We start from the raw sequence: 23,251 nt of genomic DNA, 5'->3' as shown, positions 1-23,251 counted from the left end.
TATTATACCAAAAAGAAGAAGGCATTCAAAACATTTCGAATTTTAAAAGACTATAAGCTACTCTTTACTTCTTTCCTAAGTTGTTCCAGACTTTCGATGTTATATTTGTCCATAACTTTTGGTAGATTTTCAATAATATCTGGACAAGCATACGGATTTGTGAAGTTTGCTGTTCCGACACCGATTGCTGAAGCACCTGCTAGATACATTTCTAAGGCAGCTTGAGCTGAATCGACTCCCCCCATACCGATAATTGGCAGACTCGTTGTTTGTGCTACCTGGCGAATTAATTTAAGTGCAACTGGAAAGACTGCTGGACCTGACATCCCACCTGTTCCATTTGCGAGGATTGGTTTTCTTGTCTTGAGATCAAAACGCATACCAACAAGAGTATTGATCATGGTAAGACCACTAGCACCGGCATCTTCTGCTGCCTTTGCTATGGTTACGATATCAGTCACACTTGGAGTTAGTTTAACGTAGACTGGAACATCTGACGCTTCTACAGCTGCTTTAACCACATCAAAAGCCAAATCTGGATCTTGCCCGATTAAAAGACCGTGATTTCCATGATCGACATTAGGACAGGAGATATTGAGCTCGATAGCTTTTACGTTATTTGCCTTTGAAATTCCATGAGAAACGGCTGCATACTCCTGTTTTGAAAATCCAGCAACATTGGCGATAATAGGGAGATTTGGATATTCCCTTTCAAGCCAAGGTAACTTTTCAGACAAAACGACCTCTAAACCAGGATTTTGTAGACCTATAGAATTTAGCATACCTGCAGGGGTTTCTGCTACTCGAGGAGTAGGATTCCCAAAACGTGGCTCAAGTGTAGTTGCTTTAATCATGATAGACCCTAAAAGGTCTAAATCATAGTATTTGGCATACTCTTGACCAAAACCAAAACAGCCTGATGCGGGAATGATAGGATTCTTTAATTCTAAACCAGGTAGAGAAACTTGTAATCGATTTGTAGTCATGATACTCTCCTTATAAAACTACTGTGCCTGTTTTAAATACAGGTCCATCTTCACATACTCGTTGACTAATTGTTTCACTATCTGGCACTTTAAGCACACAAGCATAACAAGCTCCCATACCACAAGCCATACGCGATTCTAAAGATAGGTAAGCTCTTGGATGTTCGTAAAAGGTTTGATTGATGTATTTCATCATACCAGGTGCTCCACAAGAGTAAACAGCATCAAATTCACTGTCCAATTCCTTAATCACAACTGAGACATTCCCCTTGATTCCATAAGAGCCATCGTCTGTTGTAACAAAGACTTTGCTGTATCTGGCTAATTCATCTTCCAAAATGACGGCATCTTTAGTGGCAAATCCTAGTACAGTAGTAATTTCCACCTCGCACTCATGTAATTGCTTAGCAACTTCAAGTAAGGGCGGAACTCCAATTCCGCCACCAACTAGGAGAACACGACTACGCTGGTCTAATTCTGATAAATCAAAACCATTTCCTTGAGGTCCCATGACATCCAGGCTATCACCTGCTTTTAAGGTTGAAAAGATTGCTGTACCAGAACCTTCGATTCGATAAATAAGATGGCATTGTTTCTTAAACTTATCAATAGATGAGATTGAAATTGGACGACGCAAGAGATGAGCATCATCAGGAACTCGTAAATGAAGAAATTGTCCAGCTCTCATAGCTTCTACCATTTCTCCTTCTAATACTAGCTCATAGATTGCTGGTGAAATCTTTTCTTGGGCAACTACTTTCATAGTTTCTAATCGAATTGCACCCATGCGTTTTTTACAATTTGGATTCATACCTTTTCCTCCTTAAAGTTTAAGGGGTTCAGAAAAAGAAAAACCTTGCAATCGCAAGGTTTCAGTTAAGATACTTACAGAAATGAATCAAATAAACTGTGTTTACTCGAAGTCTGTGTAATCTATTTTCTATCTGACACCTTGTGAGTCTCTCTGGACTTCCCTTAAAGGTTAAATTTTCACTAGTATACTGTATCAAACATGAAAAGTCAAGTAAAAATAGGTAAGGTATCAGTTCATAAAAGTTGCTTATTTTTGCGAAGAAAGAATTTTTTCTAGTTTTTGATAATCTTTAACACTATCAATTTCGTAGATGCTATTTTCTTCTAACTCTTCTACATATACATCAAGTTCTTTGATATTATCTTTAACCATGTTATCCCAGTAGAGGTCAACAAACTCGCCACTCTCATAGGCTTGATTAATAAATCCTACAATCTTCTCAGCTGTTGGAGCGTCCCAGAATGAAACACCGCTCAAGATGCGTCCGTTTTTACTATCGACAATGATATCTTGAACTTTGAAGTCATCCCCATAAACCAGGAACCACTCATTATCACAGTCTTCGCGATAAACACTAAAGTAAGTTGAACGTTCAATATCATTGCGGAACATATTCTTGAAAAGATAGTTATCCGCATCGATAACGTAGCTATTAGCCAACTCTTCTTTTACCAAGTAAAGAGAGTAAAAGTTATTGTAATCCGCATACTTATCGTTGAAAACTAAACGCACACCGTATTTCTCTTTGAGATAGTCGAACTGTTCTTTCAAATAACCTACGACGATGATAATGTCATCAATTCCTCGTTCTTTTAAATATTCAATTTGATATTCAACCAAAGGTTTTTGATTGACTTTAACCAAGGCTTTGGGAGTATTTTCTGTCATAGGACGTAAACGAGTTCCCAATCCCGCTGCTAAGATTATCGCTTTCACGCGTTTTCTCCTTTATTCTTTAATGATAATATAAACACCAGCCATTACAACAAATGAAGTTATAATGGTCAAGACAGTCAGAGGTGTCCCCAAGAACATCGCTGCAAACAGGACAGTCCAAACTACATAACTGACATTTAGACCAGTAGCTTTTGCTGGCTGCAATCGATTGATAGCCATATAGTAGGCAAGATAAGAAATCATATTAAATGCCGCAAAGACAATTAATAGACCAAACAATTGGCCATTTGCCACTTCTGCAAATGAGTGATGCGAGAAAAGCACAATAACAAGATAAGACAAGAAGGATGTAACTTGACGAATCAAGAGAGCTTCAATTTCGCTGAGGTCACTTTCCATAGCAAAGGAGCTCAGAACACTTTCACTTCCCCAAGCAAAGGCACAAATCAAGGCGCAAAGAATACCTATGTAGAAAGAATTAACCTGCTCTGCTTTATAGGTCTGAGCAATAATCCCAGCAATGATTAGAAAGATACCAAAAATTGTATTTTTGGAAATCTTGTGCTTCAAAAAGAAGAAGGCAAGCAAGACTGAGACTGCTGGATAAATAGCTGAGACTGACGAAGCTAATGAACTTCCAATATACTTAACCGCATAGAGATTGGCCTGCATACCAATCGGACCAGCTAGTAAAGCTCCAATGATAACACTGACATTTCGAATGTTCAAGAAGATTGAAAAACGAACTCTGCCTTCCTTAACTAGAAGATATCCTAGCAAGATAAAAATACTTAGGAAATCGTGTGCTGCTGCAACTACAAAGGGCGATAGATCCGTGAATATTGAAAAGATATAAGCACTAATAGTTAATCCTAATCCCCAGAACACACCTGATAGTAGCCCAAAAGAAACTCCATTTTTAGTTTTCATTTAAATCTCCTTCAGACTCTAATTCTTTTACTGCTCTATTGTAACGAGAGATTCCGTAATCTCCGAAATCTGCACCATTTTCTTCTTTGTAAATAGTCCAAAGACTCCAAATGATATCTTGCAAGATTTTGTAAATACGAATTTTCTCCCTTGAAACTGGAGTCTTATCACTCTCGTAATGACTTAAAAAGTCTTCTTCTTCTGCACTTGTAAATTCAGATTCTAGGAAGAGAGCTGCCAAATCCCACATAGGATCATTCATAGATGAATATTCCCAATCAATGAGATAAAGATGTCCATCTGATCCTTCAATAAAGTTTTCAGGAACCAAATCAATATGACACGATTTCTTATCCATTCCAATTTCTTCAAGTTGGTCTTTCAGAGAAAATACAGATTTTCTGACAACTTCATAGTTCGGATAGGAAATCTCCCCTTGAATCAATGATTCATATTTTTTAATTTCCTCAAAAGGAGCAAACTCTCCTTTTAATTCTTTACCCGAAGCATGGATCGTTTGTAAAATTGGAGCTATCTTCTCAAATTTAGTTTTAATGGTAGTTGAATCAAGTGTCTCTGCATTTTCAATATATTGATTGACCTTGATACCTGCTTCAATATCGAAAAGATAATTTTCTACATCTAGTTTCAAATCCTTCAACAATTCAAGATTGAATTTTTCGTTCTGACGGTCGATTAATTTATCTGTACCTTTTCCAAAAAACTTAACGATATACTGGTTTGAGGTTGTTTTAACCAAGTAGTTTTGATTAGTCATTCCACCCAATTGTTCAACACTCTGAATTTCTTCACCACCAGATAATAAAGATGCAATCTTTTCTTTAACGATTTCCTTCATAATCATCCTCCATTAGACTTCCCATTTAAATACTGTCTTGAAGGCAGTATTAAGGTCTGTTGCAAAAACTCGGTGAATATCTTTGATCTCTCTTACTGGTTCTTCTAGATAAATGATATTCTTCAAACGATTGGCAAACTTCTTAATCTCCATCATTTGGATAGCATTTTCAAAGTCAACTCTTCCAGAACGAGAAGATCCAACTAATAACAAGCCTTTTTCCAATGAATCACGAGTATTGATGTTAACCTTATACTCACTAACACCCATCATCAAAATGGTACCTTGTGGTTTAATGTAGCGAATCAAGTCATTAATAGCAGGTCCACATCCATCACCACCACAGCATTCGAAACCATGGTCAAAACTAAGATCCTCTGGAATGCTATCAGTAATGTAGAGCTCTTTAGCAAATGAAAAGAGTTCCAATTTCTCCCAGTGACGTCCGATAACAATAATCTCAGCTTCAGGCAAGGTGTAGTTGATAATATTGGCCATGACAAAAGCTAAACTTCCATCACCAATGACAGCGATACGTTGACGTCTGCTGTGAGATACCGTCATGAAACGATTCATAGCATGCATGCCAACACTGACAAACTCTGTAATGGCAGCAACTGTATCTTCGATATCTTCGTAAGCTACCACACGATCCTTAGGCAGAGATACAAATTCTCGCATGAATCCATCGTAACCACTTGATAAAAAATATGTTCCTGTCATGTAATTTTCGTAGAATTCCTCATCACTTTGCATAGGTGGTTGATTTGGAATCATAACAACCTTCTGACCAACTTTGTAAGTACCTGTTGGATCAGAAATGACTGTACCACAAGACTCGTGAATCATAGCCATTGGTAGTTTTTTCGCTAAAATTTTTGGATCACGTTTACCTTGGTAGTAACGTTGATCCGCGTGACAAACCGCCATGTAATTTGGTCGGATGAGGATATGATTCTCTTGATCAATTTCTTCTTCCTGATATTTAATATTAATAAACTTTGGTTTTGTCAGTTGATAAATTTGATTAATCATGTCTTTAGTCTTTCTCAATCATGCTTTTAGCAATCTTCAAGTCTGTAACTGTTGTAATTTTAAGGTTTGAATATTCACCTTTTGCTAAGGCTACATCTTTACCCTTAATGACAAAGATTTTACATGCATCTGTTAAAATTTCTTTTTCTTCTGATGATAAAGAACCATACAAATCAATGAAGTCTTTACAACGGAAGGTTTGAGGAGTTTGCCCTTGATAGAGATGCGCACGATTTGGAATATCTGTAATAAATTGCCCATTAGTACTCTCAACAATGGTATCTACTGCTTCAACTACTGTATCAACAGCATCATGATTTTGTGCGAGAGCAATGTTATCTTGAATCATTCGAAGTGTGATAAAAGGACGAACTGAGTCATGTGTGACCACGATATCATCTTCCGTGATTGGACGATAAGCATCGATAGCTTCAATAATCTTTTCAATACTAGAATTACGATCCGCCCCACCTTTTGTGATGATGATACGGTCCTTGTGGAGTGGAAGGAATTTTTCAACTAAATCTTCTGCGTGTGTCACCCAGTCTCCGTGAACTCCAACCACAATCTTTTCGATAGTTGGCTCTAAGACAAATTTTTCAATTGTATGAATCAAGATTGGGCGGTCTCCCAACTCAAGAAATTGTTTGGGTAGATTACTAATACCCATGCGAATACCGGTTCCACCTGCTAAAATTCCAGCGTAAATCATATCGATTCTCCTTTAGTTTGTTCTAAAAACTCATTCTTTACTATTATATCACAATCTACTGGTATCTTGAAATAAATAGCGAGCAAACAAAGCTATAACGAATTTGTATTCAAATAATAATCTGAACTTTTAGGATTAATCATTTACTTAAAATAAACAATTATCCAAGAAAACTTTCTCTATTTATGAAACTGAAGATATTTGTTCGGATAATATAGAGTTCTTCAGAATAATATAGAAAGCTTAAAGAAACCTTAAACCATTTGTTGATATATATAGCAATCCTGAAATTTTAATTAGACTTTTCCAATTAAAATTGTTAAAATAAAATGGAAAATAAAAGAAAAGGAAGCTAACTACCGCCATGATGAATATGCAAAACATGATGCGTCAAGCTCAAAAACTTCAAAAACAAATGGAGCAAAGCCAAGCTGAATTGGCTGCCACGGAATTTGTTGGGACTTCTGCTCAAAACCTTGTAACTGCTACCTTAACAGGTGATAAAAAAGTCGTAAAAATTGATTTTGATCCCGCAGTTGTGGATGCTGAAGATATTGAAACTCTTTCAGATATGACTGTTCAAGCTCTCAATGCTGCTCTCGAACAAATTGACGAAACTACTAAGAAGAAACTTGGAGCATTTGCTGGTAAGTTACCATTTTAATTAGATTATCAAAAAGAGGCTAGTACACAGCCTCTTTTAATTTATGTTAAAAAGCAAATAATTCAGTTGCTTTATTTAGCAATAAGTCACTATATTCAGGATCTTCCTGAGCAGTTTCTAGTTCTTCTTTTATTTTTTCCAAGTCATCCGTAATCATTCCGTCAACACCTAGGTGAAAAGACTTATTAAAAGATTCGGAACTATTGATTGTCCATACATAGAGTTTTTGCTCAGTATTCCATAGTTTCGTGACAAAATATTCATCCAAAGTAGAGTACTCCATTGTGTAGCCTGTCGCAACCGTTCTAGGAAAAACAGAATTATAGGGAAGAATAAAGTAGACCGGAATATCCTTATCATACTCTCTTACTTTTTCAATAACCTTATAATCCAAGGATTGCATTTGATGACCATAAACCTTAATTTTTGCACCGTATTTTTCTAGAAAATGTTCCATCATCTGCGGACTATCTTTGTGGCTGGTCTTAATTTCAATGAGTAGTTTCTGATGCAGTTCATTTGCGCGAGTTAGATAATCATCGAAACTTGAAATCTTTGTATCATAACCATTCTCATGAATGTCAATCTGCTTTAACTCTTCTAAGGTCAAATCTTGTGGTGTTTTATTGATACCAGCTAATCCTCTAAGATTAGCATCATGCATCATGACAAATTGTCCATCCTTTGTTTCCTGGATATCCATCTCGATTAAATCTGGTTTTAATTGAGATGTTTTTTCTAGGGATTGGATAGTATTTTGCACTCCATTTCCATTTGATACACCACGGTGTGAAATCAAAAGCGGTGGATTGACTACAGGAGCTTCTAGATAATTATAGCCTTCAATCGCAAAGAAGATACATGCACACACCATAACACCCCACCTCATGATATGGTCCTTCTCGCGTCTTGGCATAATATCAAGTTCTTCTCCTGTTAAGAAGGACGTAAATTTTACAAGGAAATAGGTTAATGCCATATAGTGGAAATTCTTGATAAGAACAAAATTCAAAATAGCTAGAACCAGAGACTCTCTTTGAGTAAGGCTATCCACTATATACTGAGTAGATAATATTGGGATGAGAGGAAGATAGAAGAATAGATTGGTTTTTACAATAATTAAGAATAAATGCCAGGCGTAAAACCAAAAGTGATCTTTAGTTTTATCCAAACTATAAATGATTGCTTCCTTAACCGTCATCTTTTCATAAAAGACCTTGGGCAGAGTGAATATCAAGCGAACTGAAACATAGAAGAATAAGAGTGATAAGATAATAATGGCTACCCACCACATCCAGTACTTATCTTCCATGTAGGTTTGAATAAACTCTGGAATTACGATTTTATTGAAATAATAAATCTTAAATATCTTTCTGATAAACGGAAATAGCATTGCTACAAATATAAAGATGAACAAAGCTTTTGAAATAGTCAATTCCTTCATAAAAGCAAGGCTTTCACGGAATACTTTTCGACTATATTCTATGAGAGTTCTTTTTTCATGATAAAGGAGATGACGGGCTCCAATAAAGAGAATACTGAGTTGAAAATAGGCTACCAGTAGATTAATGGCTATCAAAACCACAAAACCAAGACTAACTATAGGAGCATTTTTTATGATTGAAAAAATATTGTTATAAGAAATAAACAAATATCCAGTCTGACTGAGTAAAAATCCAGCTATGACTGAGTTTAATGGCAACCAAATATAGTCAACCAGCATAAAGATTAGAAAGAATAGAAATAGGATTTTATCTAGATTTAGGTAAATCTTTTTAAAACCCAATTTTTTCGGTTTTTCAGGTTTCATAAAAAACCTCCTAATCAAAAAGTTGTGATAAATCTAAACCACCAAATGGATTCGAATTGAGACTACTCTGAGAATTGAGTAACAACCTACTCTCATCTGACTCAAGAAAAGCTTCATACACTCGAGCAGTCATACGAGCATCCTCTAAACTATTATGAGATTGCCCTTTAAAACCTAGAAAATTAGCCACAGTTTGTAATTTTAGATTAGCAATTCCATGCAGATCAGAGCTACGTCGCTCAAGTGCCTCATTGTAAAGATCGACTAAATATTGTTCTCGATAGTCCAAACCATGTTCTAGCAAAATCGGTAAATCACTCTTTGCAGCATTGTATCCAACAAGTGGCAAGTTGCCAACGAAATCTTGAAACTTTTGGAGGACTTCTTCTACCTTTGGGGCATTCTTGAGAGTCTCTGAAGTAATACCAGTCAAACCATTAATAAAACTCTTTAAAGGTACATCGGAGTGAACATAAGAGTCAAACGCTTCTACCTCTTCACCATCTTTAAAATGTACTGCCGATACCTGAATCAAATGAGTCTTCTCTTGGTGTTTGTTGAATTCTAAGTCAAATGAGATATAATCTCTTACTGTTTCCATCTTATCATTCCTTATTGATTTGTAAAAAGAAACCACCTGGTCTAATCATAGAAACCAAGCAGTTTTTTCTTATTTGCCAAATAAGCGAGCAAAGAAGCCTTTCTTCGATGCTTGAACTTCTTGCTTAGCTTGATCCAACTCCAGCTGAAGAGTTTCTTGGTCCTTCATAGCTTGAAGGGTTAACTGTTGTTGTTGGTCCAATTGCTTATCTTTTTCAGCGATTTGGCGGTCTTTAACACGCATCTGTTCATCTTTTTCAGCCAGTTGCTTGTCTTTTGCTTTCAGTTGTTCATAAAGACGGATGATTTCAGCGTTCTTTTCATCAACAAGAATCTCCATGAGTTCTCGCTGCTTAACTTCATCACTAACTGGTTCATCTTCAAAGATAGTCTTTTTGTAGATTTCTTCAAGTTTGATCAATCCACTACGAGTAACAACAGTAACACCCTTGTCGTTTTTTGTAATATCTTCTTCAGGTAATTCTTTGACACGATTATTGATTGCTTGTCGGGATAGACCCAAGACCTCAGCAATCTCACTGACAGTCATTTCAATACTCATAATATCCTCTATTTTTCTCTAGCTTTTCTTAAATTAAATCTTATCATAAGTAATTCAAACTGTCAAATAACACTGTATTTTCAATGGTTTTTTAAGACATAAAATTTTAAATCTATTTATCTTCAAATATTTTAAAAAGATGAGAAAATCTCATCTTCGGACTAGTAGATGAAAATCATCAGTTGGCCAAATACTTAAGAGAAAACCTTTCTCGGTTTATAAAGATTTTCCCGCTTTTCTAAAATAGCTAAAAGCTTCTCGCCTTCAAACGCAGCTAATTGATTTTCCGTGTGCTCTAACTCAATGAAACGCCCATAACGGACTTCTTCTGCCTGTTCAGGAGTCAAATTTACTTTTACTAAATCACCAGTACCAATCTCTAGAGGATGGAGAAAGTCTAACTCACCAGCTTGAACCTTTTCCTCAATTTCATTCAAGGTCAAAGCATCATCTAACTGCAAGCCTGCAGCGCTTGTTCGTGTTAAATGAGACATATGAGCTGAATAGCCAAGTTTTTCTCCCAAGTCAACTGATAAGGTACGGATATAAGTCCCTTTGCTACATTTTACACGGAAGCTAAATCGAGCAAGATTCTCCACATAGGAAATGGGACTGGTTCTTTCGAAACTATAGATCGTTACCTGACGTTCTGGACGCTCCACTTCCTGACCAGCACGCGCATACTCATAGAGCTTACGTCCATTGACCTTGACAGCAGAGTACATCGGTGGGATTTGAGTGATAGGACCAGTCAAACTCGCAATCGCCTCATCGACAAGTTTTTCATCTAGTGGAGCTAAAACAGGAGTTTCTGCAACAACTTCCCCACTAGCGTCTTCGGTTGTTGTTGAATATCCTAATGTGATTTCTCCCTCATAGACCTTGCCTTCATCCTGCATGAACTCTACCATGCGAGTCGCCTTTCCCACAGCAATAGGTAAAACGCCCACTACATCCGGATCCAAGGTACCACCATGGCCAATCTTCTTAGTCCCTAAAATCTTACGCAATTTAAAAACCGCATCATGCGAGGTCATGCCTGCTTCTTTTTTTAAGTTGATAATACCGTTCATGTGTTGCTTTCTGATTTCCTTTCTCATCATGTGGTTAATAAAGTTTTTTTCATTCGTTCCAGTATCATTTAAACCATCCTCTCATGCCTTTAATTAGGCTATTGGCACCTTTTTAATATTTCTTTTAATGCAGTATCAATAATAAATCAATAGGTAAATAATCTACTATTCACCTCTATTTCTCCAATTCTTTATGATATTATAAATAGAATGTATCAGTAGTACTACTATAAGTGAGAACAAAGGGCGTAATGATACCAAACTGATACCCACAACAAAGAAGGCTGATAAAAAATAAATGATAAACGCCTCTAACTTAGAAGGTTTTCTAGCCTCTGGAAGCATATCTAAATGTTCCTTCGTTAGAGCTGAACGATCACTGAATTGATAAAAGTAACGATATCTTGCAGATAAAGAATCAATATCTAAAAAGTCATATCCCCTAATATATTTAACTACATATAACATCAGTAAATTGTCAATTTCGTCAATATTTTCAGTATAGAGAGAAAAGTTTCTCTTTCCAGCAATTGCAATGTTACTTGCAGCATAAACGGCAATCGGAATGCCATCTTTTGTGACAGGTAAAATATCTCCTTTACTACCTGAACCTACACGCGTCATTTCATAGTTATTTAAATTAAATTGAAAAACTCCATGCCAGTATGCTTGTTCCCATAAACGATCAAATCTTTCTTCTTCAAAATAAATCAAATCCTTATTTAACCCTCTTGCGACTATTCTTTTCTTTTTAGAAATGTATTCTGATGCTTTCAAGACAAGAATTTCTACATCTTTTGCATATAGACGATAACCTTCCTCTTCTTGAACGATTTCAATTCTTTCAGTCCAATGTTCATCATCAGGTAATTTTGACTGAAGGATAAATCCTTCCGAGTTTCCATGTAATTTTAATTGTATTTCCATGTTTTACCCCCCTATTGATAAGCCCAATCCAAATGGTCCTAGTTTCATTTTTGCCTCTGCTTTTCAGTAACTGGACAATGATTAACAATCATGACAGGCTCCACACCTTCTCTCACTCGAACAACACTTCCAATCGGTAAAGTCATACGTTCTGACATCAGTTTTCTCCTTCTAAATATTTCTGCGCTTCCTGTACATAGAAAAGCTCTTGATTCTCATGGGCTATGCTTTCAAACAAACTACGAGCACGATCTTCGTCTCCTTTTAACTGAGCATTGAGGGCCCCGTAATAAGAGAACATGATTCGAGCTAACTTACTTTCTGGCTCAGTGGTGTCGAAGTAGTCGTTCACTTCTTTATTGAACACAATATCTTTTATGGCTTGAGTTTGGGCGATTAGTTTAGCTTTACCACCTTTCGCATCTGGCGCCTTGGACAATTGTTCCTCAAAGAAAGCAATGTCTTGCTCATCTTGAAGATGGATGGAAACTAGCAATTGATTGGAGCTTGTTCTTAGAAATAAGTCTCCCCTGAATCTCTTCCAAATTTTTTTAAAATTAATCTTTGCTAGATTTTCTTTTGCTGACTGAAAATCTCCTTTTAGGAAACTGACTTGACCCTTAACAAAATGGAAATTTTCTTGGTACGTTGCTTTATAGGGTTTGATAGATTTCTCTGCTTCGACCTGGAACATAGTCTCATACAGTTCAAGATTGATAGCTTCATGTAACATTAAATAGATTACTCTATTGGAAATAAATCGTAAATATAAGACTAAAATAAGAGCAACCCACATTAATGATATAAATATTATCGCCCACATTTTTGTATCATTTTTAGTATTTAAGCATAATGCTAACACTCCTACAACTAATCCTATAATTGAAGTAAGTTGACTAATAGTCTCTATTTGTAAAAGAGTGTTTTCTGTCGCCCTACTAACTATTTTTTCAATCAATTTCATATGTTACTTCCCTAAGTTTTCTCCTTCTAAATATTTCTTCGCTTCCTGTACATAGAAAAGCTCTGGATTTTCATGGGCTATGCTTTCAAACAAACTACGGGCACGATCTTCGTCTCCTTTTAGCTGAGCATTGAGAGCTCCGTAATATGAGAACTTGATTCGAGCTAGCTTATTTTCTGGTTCAGTTGTATCGAAGTAGTCGTTTGGTTCTTTATTAAACACAATATCTTTTATGGCTTGGGCTTGAGCAACGAATTTAGCCTTACCATCTTTCGAATCTGGCGCCTTGGACAACTGTTCCTCAAAGAAATCAATATTTTGCGTATCTTTAAGATGAATAGAAGATAGAAATTCATAATATAATTTCTTCAATTCAAATATTCTTCTATTTTTTTTAGAAACATTAGAAAGATTGATATTTGAATATTGACTAAGTGATAATAAAAAATCTCCTCTGAGGTAAGATAATTCTCCTGTGATTAATTCAAAACTTACTTCATTAAATTTCTTATTAAACTTATTGGAATGACTAACATTGTATACAAAGTAAGATTGATATTTCTTAAAATCAATCAAAACCACTTTCCAATATAGTAAAACTTCCCAAGTCAATAAACTTAAAAAGATGCCAATAACTATAAATAATACCGACAAAAACAACAGATAACGTACTGCAATAATATTTTGTTTAAACAATAAAAACAAACCCAAAATTGCTATATAAACTGCAACAACTACTAAATATGAAGATAATCGGATACAAATATTATAAACAAATGTTTCATTTTTATTTGCTAATAATTTAATTAAGCTTTTCAATTTTATAAAAATCCTCCAAATAAAATTGTTTACTAGATTCTCTCAGTAAAAAATTTTCAAAATCACCTTCATCTTCAACTATTGTATACATTCCATTATTAACGATAAAATAGTCATTATTGATCATGTAGTGTCCATCGGAAAGTCTTGAAAAATCAATGTCTTCTAACTTCAATTTGTCACTTTCACTAAGTCTTAAACATAAACGAAGGGCTCCCTCTCTCATATAATCTTTAAGAGAAATTGCTGCATATCCTCCAAATGCTTGTTTTTTTGGACTAGATGACTTCTGATTTTGAACTGCTTTTTCTTTAATAAAAGGAGTGATTCTAAATGAACGTGATATTTGAAAACCTGGGCTAGCCAATGGCTGTTCTTTATCATCAATAACTGCTAAATCATATCCTTTCTTTTGTATTGCACTTTCTACAGTTGATTTAAAATCATTCAGAACTGTCTGTGCCTCTTGGCTCGATACAGAAAGTCTCAAGAATTCTTTAAAACCATAATTCTCATTAATGAAACTGACCTCTGTTAATCTTTGATGAATGTACTTAGCACCTACTTGAATAGTTATGCCATTATTCGATACATCAAAAATACTAATATCTGAAACGTTACTATCTATTTCTACGCTTTTAAGAGCAACATCATAATTCATTCCCCTAGAAGAATAAAACTCTTTTAATTGTTGAACTTTAGCATTATTTCTAAAGTGGCTTTGAATTCTACTTCCTATAAGTAGAGAAAAAATCCCAATCAAAAATATAATAAGTAAATTACGACTTAATTTTGGTTTATAGTTTTCCTTTTGATAAATCCAATCTAAATACGGAAATAAAAATAATAAAAAAATAAAACTCCAAAGATCCAGATCTTTTATAAAGTCAAAGGAAACGATCATTTTAAATCTTAGCAAAAACATTAGAAAAGTTGCTAAAAAAACATTTCCAATCAACAGGAATGCTATCAAACACTTCGTTTGATTTTTTGCTTTTATTACATAAGTTATACCTACAATAAGATTGGCTAGAAAGCTAAAAGCATAGCCAAAAATAGTTGGAATAAGGCCAACTACACCAAAAAACAAACCATATCTGGAACTTTCGTTAGAAACTGTTGAATCCTCGATGTTCAAAAAACCGTATAAGAAATTGAGTAAAAAAACAACTAATGGTAAATAGGCAATATAGACATCCGTAAATTTTAGAGTTCTTTTTATAGTCAAGGTCATTACCCCTTCAGCGCTTCGAACTTAGCTTTCATAGTTGGATTTTTACGGGTCAATTTTTTGACTGATACATCATCCAACTTATTATTAGCTAGGCGGAGTTGATTTTCTGATGTAGTCAAGAATTTCTTGACTTCTTCCATCCGCTTGATGGCTTTGTCGATTTCGTCGATGGCCTTGCCAAAGTTGACTGAGGCTGAATTGTAGTTCTTAGCAAAGGCTACCTTGAAGGCTTGCAAGTCTTCTTCAAAGTGAGTAATATCGATGTTTTGCTCACGTATAAGTGCTAGTTCCTGCTTGTATTTTAGGGAATTAAGGGCAGCATTACGCAAGAGCCCAATCAGTTGGATAAAGAATTGAGGACGAATGACATACATCTTCTCATATTCGTGGCTAACATCAACAATTCCAGTATTGAAGTAATCATTGTCAGCCTCAAGCATACTTACCAAAACAGCATACTCACAGTTCTTCTCACGACGATCCTTATCCAACTCCTTGTAGAAATCAGCATTCTTATGCTTTTTCTCAGTACCATCAGCTTCATTTTTCATCTCAAACATGATGGAAATGAATTCTAGCCCATTTTCATCAAAATCACGGAAGATAAAGTCCCCTTTAGAACCACGAGCTGAGACTTTATTGTCCTTTTCAAAGTAAGCATTTGGGAAGGCAAAACTACGAACCTTGTTGAACTCACTTTCTGCATAGTGTTCCAAACTTTCACCGATTGCCTTGGTTGATTGTTGCGCCTTGAAATTCTTATAGAACTCAACCTGCTCATTAGCTGCCTTCAGTTGGGCTTCATAGTTTTGTTTAACTGAAGTCAGAGAAAGCTCGTTTTCTTTTTCTTGTAAAAGGAGCTGATTTTTGACCTGATCGCGTTCTTTTTCAAGATCAGAAAGAGTTTTTTGTAGTTGATTTTCATGCTCTAAGCGTAAGGTAGCTAATTGATTCTCAAGAGCTTGGACCTCTTTTTCTTTTTCTAACAGACTTTGGCTAGCACTTTGCTCTACTTCCTTCTTAGCCAATTCTTTTTCAGTTTCGAAATTTTGGATTTGACTTTGTAGCTGGGCAATTTCTTGATCCTTTTGAGCGAGTTTTGTCTGTTGTTCATTCAAGGCCTTTTGCTCTACCAATGTCAATTCTTGCTTGATTCGCTCATGTAATTCTTTGTCAAACTCTACAGTGCGAACTTGAGAAATCAGTTCTGCATATTGACTTTCATTTACTGTAAAAACTTCGCCACAATTTGGACATTTAATTTCGTTCATGATTTTCCTCTAAATTTAACATTACTACTTTCATTATAGCATGGAAAAACAAAAAGAAAAAGTTGGAATCAATCCAACTTTTAATCTACGTATGTATCTTCGTTTTTGTTTAAGAAGGCGTAAGGCAATCCCATCAGTAGACCACCGCCGATAAAGTTACCTATGAAGGTTACACCCCAGTGACGAAGAATATTTCCGATACCAAAGTTTGCGATCGAATCAGCAGCAACACTGAATTTCACAATAGCAAATGAAGCAAAGTTTGCGGCGATGTGTTCGTTTGTTAAGAATACAAACATATAAATAGCTGAAAGAACCAACCAAAGTTTAGCTCCGCCATCTTTAACCAAAACAAATGATAGAATTGCGATATTTACAAAGATATTCGCTAAAATACCTTCAAGTAATACCAATTCATTCGAACGTGCTAACTTCATTTCTACAACTCCAGAAATAAAGCTATCATGTGTAAGATTTGCATAGGCTGCTGAATGAGCAAATCCCCAACCGGCAATAAGGGCACCGATTAAGTTAAAAAAAGTACAATATAGAAGAATTTCTACTGTTTTTCTCCAGCTAATTTTTTTCAAAAAGCTACCAGCTGTAAGGAACATCATATTAGATGTAACCAATTCAGCATTCAAGAAGACAATGTAGGCCAATCCCCAAGCGAAAACAAATGGGAAAAGGAAGCGTCCGCTACCAGGAGCGATCTTATTGATCAAGTCAGCACCAACAGCTCCAGCTGCTGTACTAAATGTTAAGAATGCACCAGCAAACATTGAACGGATAGCATACTTGAATTTGCTATTTGAATAAAGACTTTCTTTCTTTTTACAAGCAAATTCAATTTTTGAGATAAATTCTGATGAAACCATATAAACTCCTAAAACTTTTATTTGTGAATATTATAACATAAAATTTATTTTATGGAAAGGCTTTCTGAAATATTAAAAAAAATTAAAAGCTATCATTCAAAACTGCGAATCTTGATATTGTATTTTTTTGTTTCATTTTTTAAATTCTTCACTAATTGTTCAGACTCTTTTGACTTGCCAAAGAAAAAGGCTAGAGCTTTTCCGCTCTTTTGTTGGATACACAAAAAATATCTAGCTCCATTCAATTTAACACTTGGAATAAAATGGACCTCAATCTTTTTAATATTATTCAGTGGTATAATTCGCTTTCTAAAAACATAAGCATTATGGATATAAAATCTTCCCTTAGCAATATGAAACGGGGCAAAAAAGTTTCCACCACTTTGACGCACAACGACATAACGACGCCATAGAATTAGTAAAAGAAGGAAGGACACAAAGTAAATAGCAAAAGTCAAAACCGAGCTTTTCATCATCGATTTTATCCCAATCAAAAAATAATCTATCATAATCAAACCGCCTTTTTACCTTATTATACCACTTTTATTGAGCAACTAGTTTTATGGACAAAGAAAAAGACTGAACAACGTTCAGCCCTTTTCACAAATATTTGGTGTGATATCTTTATCTAGTCAAATCTATTCGTTGACCAATTTTACCAATGATTATTGCACCTACAATGAGTGAAGCAAATTCTCCAATACCAGTAGTGAACCATGTAAAGAAGAATGGTGCTTCTGCTACGATATGCAATTCAGCAGCGATTGTTACCATTGAAATTGAAAATAGAATTGAAAAGAAGAAATGATCTTTACGAATCAATCCATTAAAAAGATAGTCTTTACTGTATTTGCTAAATAACAAGACTCCTAAACTTAGAAAGACAAGTGTCGAACCTCCACCTACAGCGACATCAATGAGTCCGAAACTGAAGAAATTAGCAATCATACATCCAAGAGTAACACCGATAATGTACTTAGGATTGTAAAAAGCTAGGAAGTTCATCATTTCAGAAATACGAAACTGATAAGCCCCGTAGCTGATGGCATTGAGTGGTGGTGTGATTGTCAAAACCACATAAATAGCTGCGACAATGGCAATATCTGCCAAATCACGGACAGTTAGTTTTTTCATATTTTCTCCTTTAGCGGCTATCCCGCGTATAATATGCTTGGTGAAAGAAGCTAAGCACCAAGGGTTGAGCAAGTCAACTTTACAAGTATAGCACATTTATCAGCTTTATGCTATACTAATCTTATGAAAACATATATAAAAAAATTCTTTGATAACGAGATTTTATCCTATCTATTTTTCGGAGTTGCGACTACCGTAGTATCAATATTTGTCCGCATCGTCATCTTTTATCTTACTCATCAAGAATTAGTTGCGACTGCCTTGGGAAATATTGCTGGAATCCTATTTGCTTTCTTTACAAATGACACATTTGTATTTAAGCAAGATAGAAAAAACTGGTTTAATCGATTAATAAAATTTACCTCTGCAAGACTAATAACATTTTTATTGGATCTTCTACTAACTTTTATTTTTGTGACAAGCTTCCCACAAATTATTGGTTACTTTGTTGGAAATGATATTAATACAATTAATACAGTGGAAATCTTTATTGCACAGGTTACGATGGTTGTTCTCAACTACGTTTTTAGTAAGCTTTTTGTATTTAAAAAGAAATAATCACTTTTCTTGCATTTAATATAAATTTACGATATAATCTAGTCTGAAAAATTTCGAAAGGAAAAAGAAAATGTTAAAAGATCTTAAAGCATTTTTGCTCCGCGGTAATGTCGTAGACCTTGCTGTCGGTGTGATCATCGCCACTGCATTTGGTGCTATCGTAACTTCATTCGTTAACGATATCATCACTCCACTTCTATTGAACCCAGCTTTGAAAGCTGCGAACGTTGACCGTATCGCTGAACTTTCATGGAATGGTGTTGCTTACGGAAGCTTCTTGAGCGCTATTATTAACTTCATCGTTATTGGTACAGTTCTTTTCTTTGTTGTTAAAGGAATTGAAAAAGCTCAAAGCCTTGGTAAGAAAGAAGCTGAAGAAGCTCCTGCAGGTCCAACTGAATTGGAAGTTCTTCAAGAAATCAAAGCACTTCTTGAGAAAAAATAATTCCATAAAGGATTTAGTGAATACTAAATCCTTTTTCTATTCTTTAAATCCATGTTTTAGATGACTCTTGAGTTAGACCTTGTTTTTTGATATAATAATTAAAGTTTCCACCCTTAGTGTAATGGATATCACGTAAGATTCCGGTTCTTGTGATGGGGGTTCGATTCCCTCAGGGTGGATAGATATAAACGAAAAAAGCAACAGGTTTGTTGCTTTTTTTATTTTTAAACTTTCTCCGATAATTCTTCCCATTCCAGCATAGCTTCTTCCTGGCGTTGACTAATCATATCTAGTTCTGCTTGTAACTGCATGAGTTCATCTGCATCATTGGTAGTGTGCATTTGTTCAGAGATAGCTTGGGCTTTGGTTTCTAGCTCTTCGATTTCTGTCTCAAGACTTTCAATTTGTCTCATTAACTTACGAAGTTCTTTTTGACTCTCTTTCTGAGCTTGGTAATCATTAACTGGAGAAGTTTCCTTCTCTTTATTTTCAGTTAAAGCCTCTTCTACTTGGCTAGCTTCTAGCTCTGTTTTCTTTTCGACATAATAGTCATAATCACCAAGATAGAGGGTTGAGCCATTTTCAGATAATTCTAGAACATGAGTGGCTACTCGGTTGATAAAGTAACGGTCATGGCTGACAAAAAGTAAAGTACCATCAAAGTCAATCAAAGCATTTTCCAGAACTTCCTTGTTATCGATGTCCAAGTGGTTAGTCGGCTCATCGAGAATCAAGAAGTTGTTGTTTTCCATGGAAAGTTTAGCCAGAAGCAAACGAGCTCGCTCACCACCTGACAACATTCCAACTGATTTCTTAACATCATCACCAGAGAAAAGGAAGGCACCTAGGCGATTACGGATTTCAACTTCTGGCGTTAATTTAAAATCATTCCAGAGTTCGTCTAAGACTGTATTGCTCGGTGTTAACTTACTTTGCGTCTGGTCATAGTAACCAACCTCAACATTAGCACCAAAGCGCTTCTCCCCCTTAATAAATGGAATTTGGTCTACAATAGACTTAATAAAGGTTGACTTACCAATACCGTTAGGACCAACTATAGCGATGGCATTCATCTTACGAAGGTCGAGGTTGATGGGTTCTGATAAAATTTCACCATCATAGCCAATAGCAGCATTCTCCACCGTCAAAACGACATTACCAGATACTCTATCAGAATGGAAGGTCATATTAGCTGATTTCTTGCCAGCTTCAGGCTTGTCCAATCTCTCCATTTTCTCCAGTTGCTTACGTCGAGATTGAGCACGTTTGGTTGTCGATGCTCGGACAAGATTTCGGTTAACAAAGTCTTCTAAGGCAGCAATTTCCTTCTGTTGCTTTTCGTAGTTTTTGGCTTCAGTTGCGAGCTTCTGTTCCTTCTGCTCCACAAAACTAGTGTAGTTTCCTACGTATCTGTCTAAGGAATGTTTGGTTAAGTCAAGTGTTATAGTTGCAACCTTATCGAGGAAATAACGGTCATGACTGACAATAATCAAGGCACCGCTATAATTAACTAAATAGTTTTCTAACCAGGCAATCGTTTCAATATCTAGGTGGTTGGTTGGCTCGTCCAAAACCAAGAGATTCGGTTTTTCAAGGAGCATTTTGGCTAGAGCCAAACGAGTATTTTGACCGCCAGAAAGCTCAGCAATTTTCATCTGCCACATGGATTCATCAAACTTAAATCCATTTAGAATAGCACGAATATCCGCCTCATAGGTAAATCCTCCTGCCTGACGAAAATTCTCAGACAAGCGATCATAATTAGACATCAAATTTTCTAAATCTGTACCTGTTTTTTCACCCATCTCGAGCTCCATCTGACGAAGCTGTTTCTCAGTAGACCGTAAGTCATTAAAAACATGCAACATCTCGTCATAGATTGTGTTGTCTGATTCAAATCTACTATCCTGTGCTAAGTAAGAAAGGGAAATATCTTTTTTCTTATTAATCTCACCAGAGGTTGGCTCTTCTTCCCCAACTAATATCTTTAATAGTGTAGACTTACCTGCTCCATTTTTCCCAACAAGAGCTATACGATCTCTTTCATCTACTTGGAGGTTAATATTCTCAAAAAGAACCTCTCCTGCAAAAGAGCGTTCGATTTTATTTGCTTGTAAAATAATCATACAGTTAGTATAGCATGTTTCTTTAAGCCGTTCAAGGCTTGTTCTTAAGCTAGTTTTTACAACTTAGCAGAAACTCATGCTAACGTTTTACTAAAACTTCATTTCATGGTATAATGAAGCCGATTAGAATATATAATAAAGGAGATTTCCTATGACTTATCAAGAAAATTACCAAAAATGGGTAGATTTTGCAGAACTTCCTGACTACCTTCGTCAAGATTTAGAAAATATGGATGAAAAAACAAAGGAAGACGCCTTCTATACTAATCTTGAATTCGGTACAGCTGGTATGCGCGGATTGATTGGTGCAGGTACAAACCGTATTAACATCTATGTAGTCCGTCAAGCAACTGAAGGTTTGGCTCATTTGATCGAATCTAAAGGTGGGAACGAAAAAGAACGTGGTGTAGCTATTGCTTACGATAGCCGTCACTTCTCTCCAGAATTTGCCTTTGAATCTGCAGCTGTTCTTGCAAAACACGGTATTAAATCTTATGTCTTTGAAAGTCTCCGTCCAACTCCAGAACTTTCATTTGCTGTTCGTCACCTTAACTGCTTCGCAGGTATCATGATTACTGCCAGTCACAACCCTGCTCCATTTAATGGTTACAAGGTTTACGGTGAAGATGGTGGCCAAATGCCTCCACATGATGCGGACGCTTTGACTACCTACATCCGTGCTATCGAAAATCCATTTGCTGTTGAAGTTGCTAATGTAGAAGCAGAAAAAGCCTCTGGTTTGATTGAAGTTATTGGCGAAGCAGTCGACACCGAATACCTCAAAGAAGTTAAAGACGTAAATATCAACCCTGCGTTGATTGAAGAGTTTGGTAAAGACATGAAGATTGTCTATACTCCTCTTCATGGTACTGGTGAAATGTTGGCTCGTCGTGCTCTTGCTCAAGCAGGATTTGACTCTGTTCAGGTTGTTGAAGCTCAAGCAACACCAGATCCAGATTTCTCTACTGTTAAATCTCCAAACCCTGAAAGTCAAGCAGCCTTTGCCCTTGCTGAGGAGCTTGGTCGTCAAGTTGGAGCTGATGTTCTTGTTGCAACTGACCCTGACGCTGACCGTGTCGGTGTTGAAGTTCTTCAAAAAGACGGTAGCTACCTCAACCTTTCAGGTAACCAAATCGGTGCTATCATGGCTAAGTACATCTTAGAAGCCCACAAAAATGCTGGGACACTTCCAGAGAATGCAGCTCTTTGCAAATCTATCGTATCAACTGACTTGGTAACTAAGATTGCTGAAAGCTACGGCGCAACTATGTTCAACGTCTTGACTGGTTTCAAATTTATCGCTGAAAAGATTCAAGAATTCGAAGAAAAACACAATCACACTTACATGATGGGATTTGAAGAAAGCTTCGGTTACTTGATTAAACCATTCGTACGTGATAAAGATGCGATTCAAGCTGTTCTTGTTGTTGCTGAACTTGCTGCCTACTACCGCTCTCGTGGTTTGACTCTTGCTGACGGCATCGAAGAAATCTACAAAGAGTACGGATACTATGCTGAAAAGACAATCTCTGTTACTCTTTCTGGTGTTGACGGTGCTGAACAAATCAAAGCAATTATGGCTGAATTCCGTGACAAGGGTCCAAAAGAATTCAATAATACAGCAATTACTGTTGTTGAAGACTTTAAAGCTCAAACATCTACTGCCGCTGATGGAACAGTTACAGCTTTAACTACTCCTCCAAGTGATGTATTGAAATACACACTTGCGGATGGTTCTTGGATTGCTGTTCGTCCTTCAGGTACTGAACCAAAAATTAAATTCTATATTGCAGTGGTTGGTGAAAGCAACGAAGATTCACAAACTAAAATTGCAAACATTGAAGCTGAAATCAACGCTTTTGTAAAATAACAACTTAAAAAGATGAGATAGACTATCTCATCTTTTTTCGTATCAAATCTAAGCATTTTTAAAAACTTTATGGCATACTAGAT

General features: G+C 36.0%; 25 protein-coding genes, 1 tRNA gene and 1 riboswitch. Of the genes, 5 read left to right on the top strand and 21 right to left on the bottom strand.

Annotation, left to right across the window (positions count from 1 at the left end; all coding sequences use genetic code 11):
• Positions 1-50: 50 nt before the first annotated feature.
• The 7 genes from ACWPVF_RS04315 to ACWPVF_RS04285 form a co-directional block, all read right to left on the bottom strand.
• On the bottom strand, positions 51-986 hold the full coding sequence (locus ACWPVF_RS04315; RefSeq protein WP_414307782.1) for a dihydroorotate dehydrogenase: 936 nt from the start codon (positions 984-986) through the stop codon (positions 51-53).
• 10 nt (positions 987-996) lie between these two features.
• On the bottom strand, positions 997-1,797 hold the full coding sequence (locus ACWPVF_RS04310; RefSeq protein ID WP_414307783.1) for a dihydroorotate dehydrogenase electron transfer subunit: 801 nt from the start codon (positions 1,795-1,797) through the stop codon (positions 997-999).
• 249 nt (positions 1,798-2,046) lie between these two features.
• Positions 2,047-2,736, bottom strand: a complete 690-nt coding sequence (locus ACWPVF_RS04305; protein WP_247912265.1) for a sugar phosphate nucleotidyltransferase — start codon at positions 2,734-2,736, stop codon at positions 2,047-2,049.
• 12 nt (positions 2,737-2,748) lie between these two features.
• On the bottom strand, positions 2,749-3,627 hold the full coding sequence (locus ACWPVF_RS04300; RefSeq protein WP_036752746.1) for a DMT family transporter: 879 nt from the start codon (positions 3,625-3,627) through the stop codon (positions 2,749-2,751).
• Positions 3,617-4,486: a phosphotransferase gene (locus ACWPVF_RS04295; RefSeq protein WP_454384902.1), complete on the bottom strand. Its 870-nt coding sequence runs from the start codon at positions 4,484-4,486 to the stop codon at positions 3,617-3,619. Before ACWPVF_RS04295 ends, ACWPVF_RS04300 begins: the two co-directional genes overlap by 11 nt.
• A 12-nt stretch (positions 4,487-4,498) precedes the next feature.
• Positions 4,499-5,521, bottom strand: a complete 1,023-nt coding sequence (locus ACWPVF_RS04290) for a ribitol-5-phosphate dehydrogenase (protein WP_006148454.1) — start codon at positions 5,519-5,521, stop codon at positions 4,499-4,501.
• A 4-nt stretch (positions 5,522-5,525) separates the two neighbouring features.
• A complete protein-coding gene (locus tag ACWPVF_RS04285) occupies positions 5,526-6,233 on the bottom strand; it encodes an IspD/TarI family cytidylyltransferase (protein ID WP_454384900.1) in 708 nt (235 codons plus the stop codon).
• Between the two features lie 364 nt (positions 6,234-6,597).
• Here ACWPVF_RS04285 and ACWPVF_RS04280 point away from each other — a divergent pair, with 364 nt between their 5' ends.
• A complete protein-coding gene (locus ACWPVF_RS04280; RefSeq protein ID WP_142557396.1) occupies positions 6,598-6,897 on the top strand; it encodes a YbaB/EbfC family nucleoid-associated protein in 300 nt (99 codons plus the stop codon).
• 46 nt (positions 6,898-6,943) lie between these two features.
• Here ACWPVF_RS04280 and ACWPVF_RS04275 read toward each other — a convergent pair whose 3' ends face one another.
• The 13 genes from ACWPVF_RS04275 to ACWPVF_RS04215 form a co-directional block, all read right to left on the bottom strand.
• Positions 6,944-8,707, bottom strand: a complete 1,764-nt coding sequence (locus ACWPVF_RS04275; protein ID WP_454384897.1) for a glycerophosphoryl diester phosphodiesterase membrane domain-containing protein — start codon at positions 8,705-8,707, stop codon at positions 6,944-6,946.
• 10 nt (positions 8,708-8,717) lie between these two features.
• On the bottom strand, positions 8,718-9,308 hold the full coding sequence (locus ACWPVF_RS04270) for a 3'-5' exonuclease (RefSeq protein ID WP_454384895.1): 591 nt from the start codon (positions 9,306-9,308) through the stop codon (positions 8,718-8,720).
• 69 nt (positions 9,309-9,377) lie between these two features.
• Positions 9,378-9,869, bottom strand: a complete 492-nt coding sequence (locus ACWPVF_RS04265; protein WP_004252719.1) for a DUF536 domain-containing protein — start codon at positions 9,867-9,869, stop codon at positions 9,378-9,380.
• Positions 9,870-10,063: 194 nt separating this feature from the next.
• On the bottom strand, positions 10,064-10,942 hold the full coding sequence (truB, locus tag ACWPVF_RS04260) for a tRNA pseudouridine(55) synthase TruB (RefSeq protein WP_454385794.1): 879 nt from the start codon (positions 10,940-10,942) through the stop codon (positions 10,064-10,066).
• A gap of 165 nt (positions 10,943-11,107) precedes the next feature.
• Positions 11,108-11,869, bottom strand: coding sequence for a hypothetical protein (locus ACWPVF_RS04255; RefSeq protein WP_454384893.1), 762 nt, complete (start codon positions 11,867-11,869; stop codon positions 11,108-11,110).
• Between the two features lie 44 nt (positions 11,870-11,913).
• Positions 11,914-12,027 carry a DUF4176 domain-containing protein gene (locus tag ACWPVF_RS04250; RefSeq protein ID WP_454384891.1) on the bottom strand — a complete coding sequence of 38 codons (114 nt, stop codon included), beginning with the start codon at positions 12,025-12,027 and terminating at the stop codon, positions 11,914-11,916.
• On the bottom strand, positions 12,027-12,833 hold the full coding sequence (locus ACWPVF_RS04245) for a hypothetical protein (RefSeq protein ID WP_454384889.1): 807 nt from the start codon (positions 12,831-12,833) through the stop codon (positions 12,027-12,029). Before ACWPVF_RS04245 ends, ACWPVF_RS04250 begins: the two co-directional genes overlap by 1 nt.
• A gap of 3 nt (positions 12,834-12,836) precedes the next feature.
• The gene (locus ACWPVF_RS04240) at positions 12,837-13,652 is read right to left on the bottom strand and encodes a hypothetical protein (protein WP_454384887.1); all 816 of its coding nucleotides are present in this window, start codon (positions 13,650-13,652) and stop codon (positions 12,837-12,839) included.
• Complete coding sequence (locus ACWPVF_RS04235) at positions 13,636-14,886, bottom strand: glutamyl-tRNA amidotransferase (RefSeq protein ID WP_454384885.1); 1,251 nt, start codon at positions 14,884-14,886, stop codon at positions 13,636-13,638. The genes ACWPVF_RS04240 and ACWPVF_RS04235 overlap by 17 nt, the downstream gene beginning before the upstream one ends.
• Entirely contained in the window at positions 14,886-16,157 is a 1,272-nt protein-coding gene (locus ACWPVF_RS04230; protein ID WP_454384883.1) for a DUF2130 domain-containing protein, read from the bottom strand. The genes ACWPVF_RS04235 and ACWPVF_RS04230 overlap by 1 nt, the downstream gene beginning before the upstream one ends.
• Positions 16,158-16,237: 80 nt before the next feature.
• Complete coding sequence (locus ACWPVF_RS04225) at positions 16,238-17,035, bottom strand: formate/nitrite transporter family protein (RefSeq protein WP_254730226.1); 798 nt, start codon at positions 17,033-17,035, stop codon at positions 16,238-16,240.
• Between the two features lie 92 nt (positions 17,036-17,127).
• Positions 17,128-17,544: a hypothetical protein gene (locus tag ACWPVF_RS04220; protein WP_454384881.1), complete on the bottom strand. Its 417-nt coding sequence runs from the start codon at positions 17,542-17,544 to the stop codon at positions 17,128-17,130.
• A gap of 115 nt (positions 17,545-17,659) precedes the next feature.
• On the bottom strand, positions 17,660-18,169 hold the full coding sequence (locus tag ACWPVF_RS04215; protein WP_016465913.1) for a QueT transporter family protein: 510 nt from the start codon (positions 18,167-18,169) through the stop codon (positions 17,660-17,662).
• A riboswitch (PreQ1 riboswitch) is annotated at positions 18,167-18,264 on the bottom strand. (Overlaps the previous gene by 3 nt.)
• Before the next feature lie 28 nt (positions 18,265-18,292).
• On the opposite strand from ACWPVF_RS04215, the gene ACWPVF_RS04210 reads away from it, so the two are divergent.
• The 3 genes from ACWPVF_RS04210 to ACWPVF_RS04200 all read left to right on the top strand — a co-directional run bounded on the left by ACWPVF_RS04210 (position 18,293) and on the right by ACWPVF_RS04200 (position 19,351).
• Positions 18,293-18,727: a GtrA family protein gene (locus ACWPVF_RS04210; protein ID WP_454384879.1), complete on the top strand. Its 435-nt coding sequence runs from the start codon at positions 18,293-18,295 to the stop codon at positions 18,725-18,727.
• A 70-nt stretch (positions 18,728-18,797) separates the two neighbouring features.
• Positions 18,798-19,172 (top strand): large conductance mechanosensitive channel protein MscL, encoded by a 375-nt coding sequence (mscL, locus tag ACWPVF_RS04205; protein ID WP_045615890.1) that lies wholly within the window; start codon positions 18,798-18,800, stop codon positions 19,170-19,172.
• A gap of 107 nt (positions 19,173-19,279) precedes the next feature.
• Positions 19,280-19,351 (top strand) — tRNA-Arg (locus tag ACWPVF_RS04200).
• Positions 19,352-19,396: 45 nt separating this feature from the next.
• Here the strand turns inward: ACWPVF_RS04200 and abc-f are convergent.
• Positions 19,397-21,298, bottom strand: coding sequence for a ribosomal protection-like ABC-F family protein (abc-f, locus tag ACWPVF_RS04195; protein ID WP_454384876.1), 1,902 nt, complete (start codon positions 21,296-21,298; stop codon positions 19,397-19,399).
• A gap of 151 nt (positions 21,299-21,449) precedes the next feature.
• Here abc-f and ACWPVF_RS04190 point away from each other — a divergent pair, with 151 nt between their 5' ends.
• Positions 21,450-23,168, top strand: coding sequence for a phospho-sugar mutase (locus ACWPVF_RS04190; RefSeq protein WP_454384874.1), 1,719 nt, complete (start codon positions 21,450-21,452; stop codon positions 23,166-23,168).
• Positions 23,169-23,251: the final 83 nt, after the last annotated feature.

Source organism: Streptococcus sp. Marseille-Q7087 (assembly GCF_965111935.1).
Note: the sequence above shows the minus strand (reverse complement) of the source record. Positions and strands in the feature narration are given on the sequence as shown.

Excerpts from the sequence above, each read along its gene's own strand:
- ACWPVF_RS04290 (WP_006148454.1), bottom strand. The coding sequence starts at position 5,521 with ATGATTAATCAAATTTATCAACTGACAAAACCAAAGTTTATTAATATT.
- ACWPVF_RS04285 (WP_454384900.1), bottom strand. The coding sequence starts at position 6,233 with ATGATTTACGCTGGAATTTTAGCAGGTGGAACCGGTATTCGCATGGGT.
- ACWPVF_RS04270 (WP_454384895.1), bottom strand. The coding sequence starts at position 9,308 with ATGGAAACAGTAAGAGATTATATCTCATTTGACTTAGAATTCAACAAA.
- ACWPVF_RS04300 (WP_036752746.1), bottom strand. The coding sequence starts at position 3,627 with ATGAAAACTAAAAATGGAGTTTCTTTTGGGCTACTATCAGGTGTGTTC.
- ACWPVF_RS04275 (WP_454384897.1), bottom strand. The coding sequence starts at position 8,707 with ATGAAACCTGAAAAACCGAAAAAATTGGGTTTTAAAAAGATTTACCTA.
- ACWPVF_RS04215 (WP_016465913.1), bottom strand. The coding sequence starts at position 18,169 with ATGAAAAAACTAACTGTCCGTGATTTGGCAGATATTGCCATTGTCGCA.
- ACWPVF_RS04190 (WP_454384874.1), top strand. The coding sequence starts at position 21,450 with ATGACTTATCAAGAAAATTACCAAAAATGGGTAGATTTTGCAGAACTT.
- truB (WP_454385794.1), bottom strand. The coding sequence starts at position 10,942 with ATGAACGGTATTATCAACTTAAAAAAAGAAGCAGGCATGACCTCGCAT.
- ACWPVF_RS04255 (WP_454384893.1), bottom strand. The coding sequence starts at position 11,869 with ATGGAAATACAATTAAAATTACATGGAAACTCGGAAGGATTTATCCTT.
- ACWPVF_RS04315 (WP_414307782.1), bottom strand. The coding sequence starts at position 986 with ATGACTACAAATCGATTACAAGTTTCTCTACCTGGTTTAGAATTAAAG.
- ACWPVF_RS04230 (WP_454384883.1), bottom strand. The coding sequence starts at position 16,157 with ATGAACGAAATTAAATGTCCAAATTGTGGCGAAGTTTTTACAGTAAAT.
- ACWPVF_RS04245 (WP_454384889.1), bottom strand. The coding sequence starts at position 12,833 with ATGAAATTGATTGAAAAAATAGTTAGTAGGGCGACAGAAAACACTCTT.
- ACWPVF_RS04280 (WP_142557396.1), top strand. The coding sequence starts at position 6,598 with ATGATGAATATGCAAAACATGATGCGTCAAGCTCAAAAACTTCAAAAA.
- ACWPVF_RS04250 (WP_454384891.1), bottom strand. The coding sequence starts at position 12,027 with ATGTCAGAACGTATGACTTTACCGATTGGAAGTGTTGTTCGAGTGAGA.
- ACWPVF_RS04220 (WP_454384881.1), bottom strand. The coding sequence starts at position 17,544 with ATGATAGATTATTTTTTGATTGGGATAAAATCGATGATGAAAAGCTCG.
- ACWPVF_RS04210 (WP_454384879.1), top strand. The coding sequence starts at position 18,293 with ATGAAAACATATATAAAAAAATTCTTTGATAACGAGATTTTATCCTAT.
- mscL (WP_045615890.1), top strand. The coding sequence starts at position 18,798 with ATGTTAAAAGATCTTAAAGCATTTTTGCTCCGCGGTAATGTCGTAGAC.
- ACWPVF_RS04225 (WP_254730226.1), bottom strand. The coding sequence starts at position 17,035 with ATGGTTTCATCAGAATTTATCTCAAAAATTGAATTTGCTTGTAAAAAG.
- ACWPVF_RS04295 (WP_454384902.1), bottom strand. The coding sequence starts at position 4,486 with ATGAAGGAAATCGTTAAAGAAAAGATTGCATCTTTATTATCTGGTGGT.
- ACWPVF_RS04310 (WP_414307783.1), bottom strand. The coding sequence starts at position 1,797 with ATGAATCCAAATTGTAAAAAACGCATGGGTGCAATTCGATTAGAAACT.
- abc-f (WP_454384876.1), bottom strand. The coding sequence starts at position 21,298 with ATGATTATTTTACAAGCAAATAAAATCGAACGCTCTTTTGCAGGAGAG.
- ACWPVF_RS04265 (WP_004252719.1), bottom strand. The coding sequence starts at position 9,869 with ATGAGTATTGAAATGACTGTCAGTGAGATTGCTGAGGTCTTGGGTCTA.
- ACWPVF_RS04235 (WP_454384885.1), bottom strand. The coding sequence starts at position 14,886 with ATGACCTTGACTATAAAAAGAACTCTAAAATTTACGGATGTCTATATT.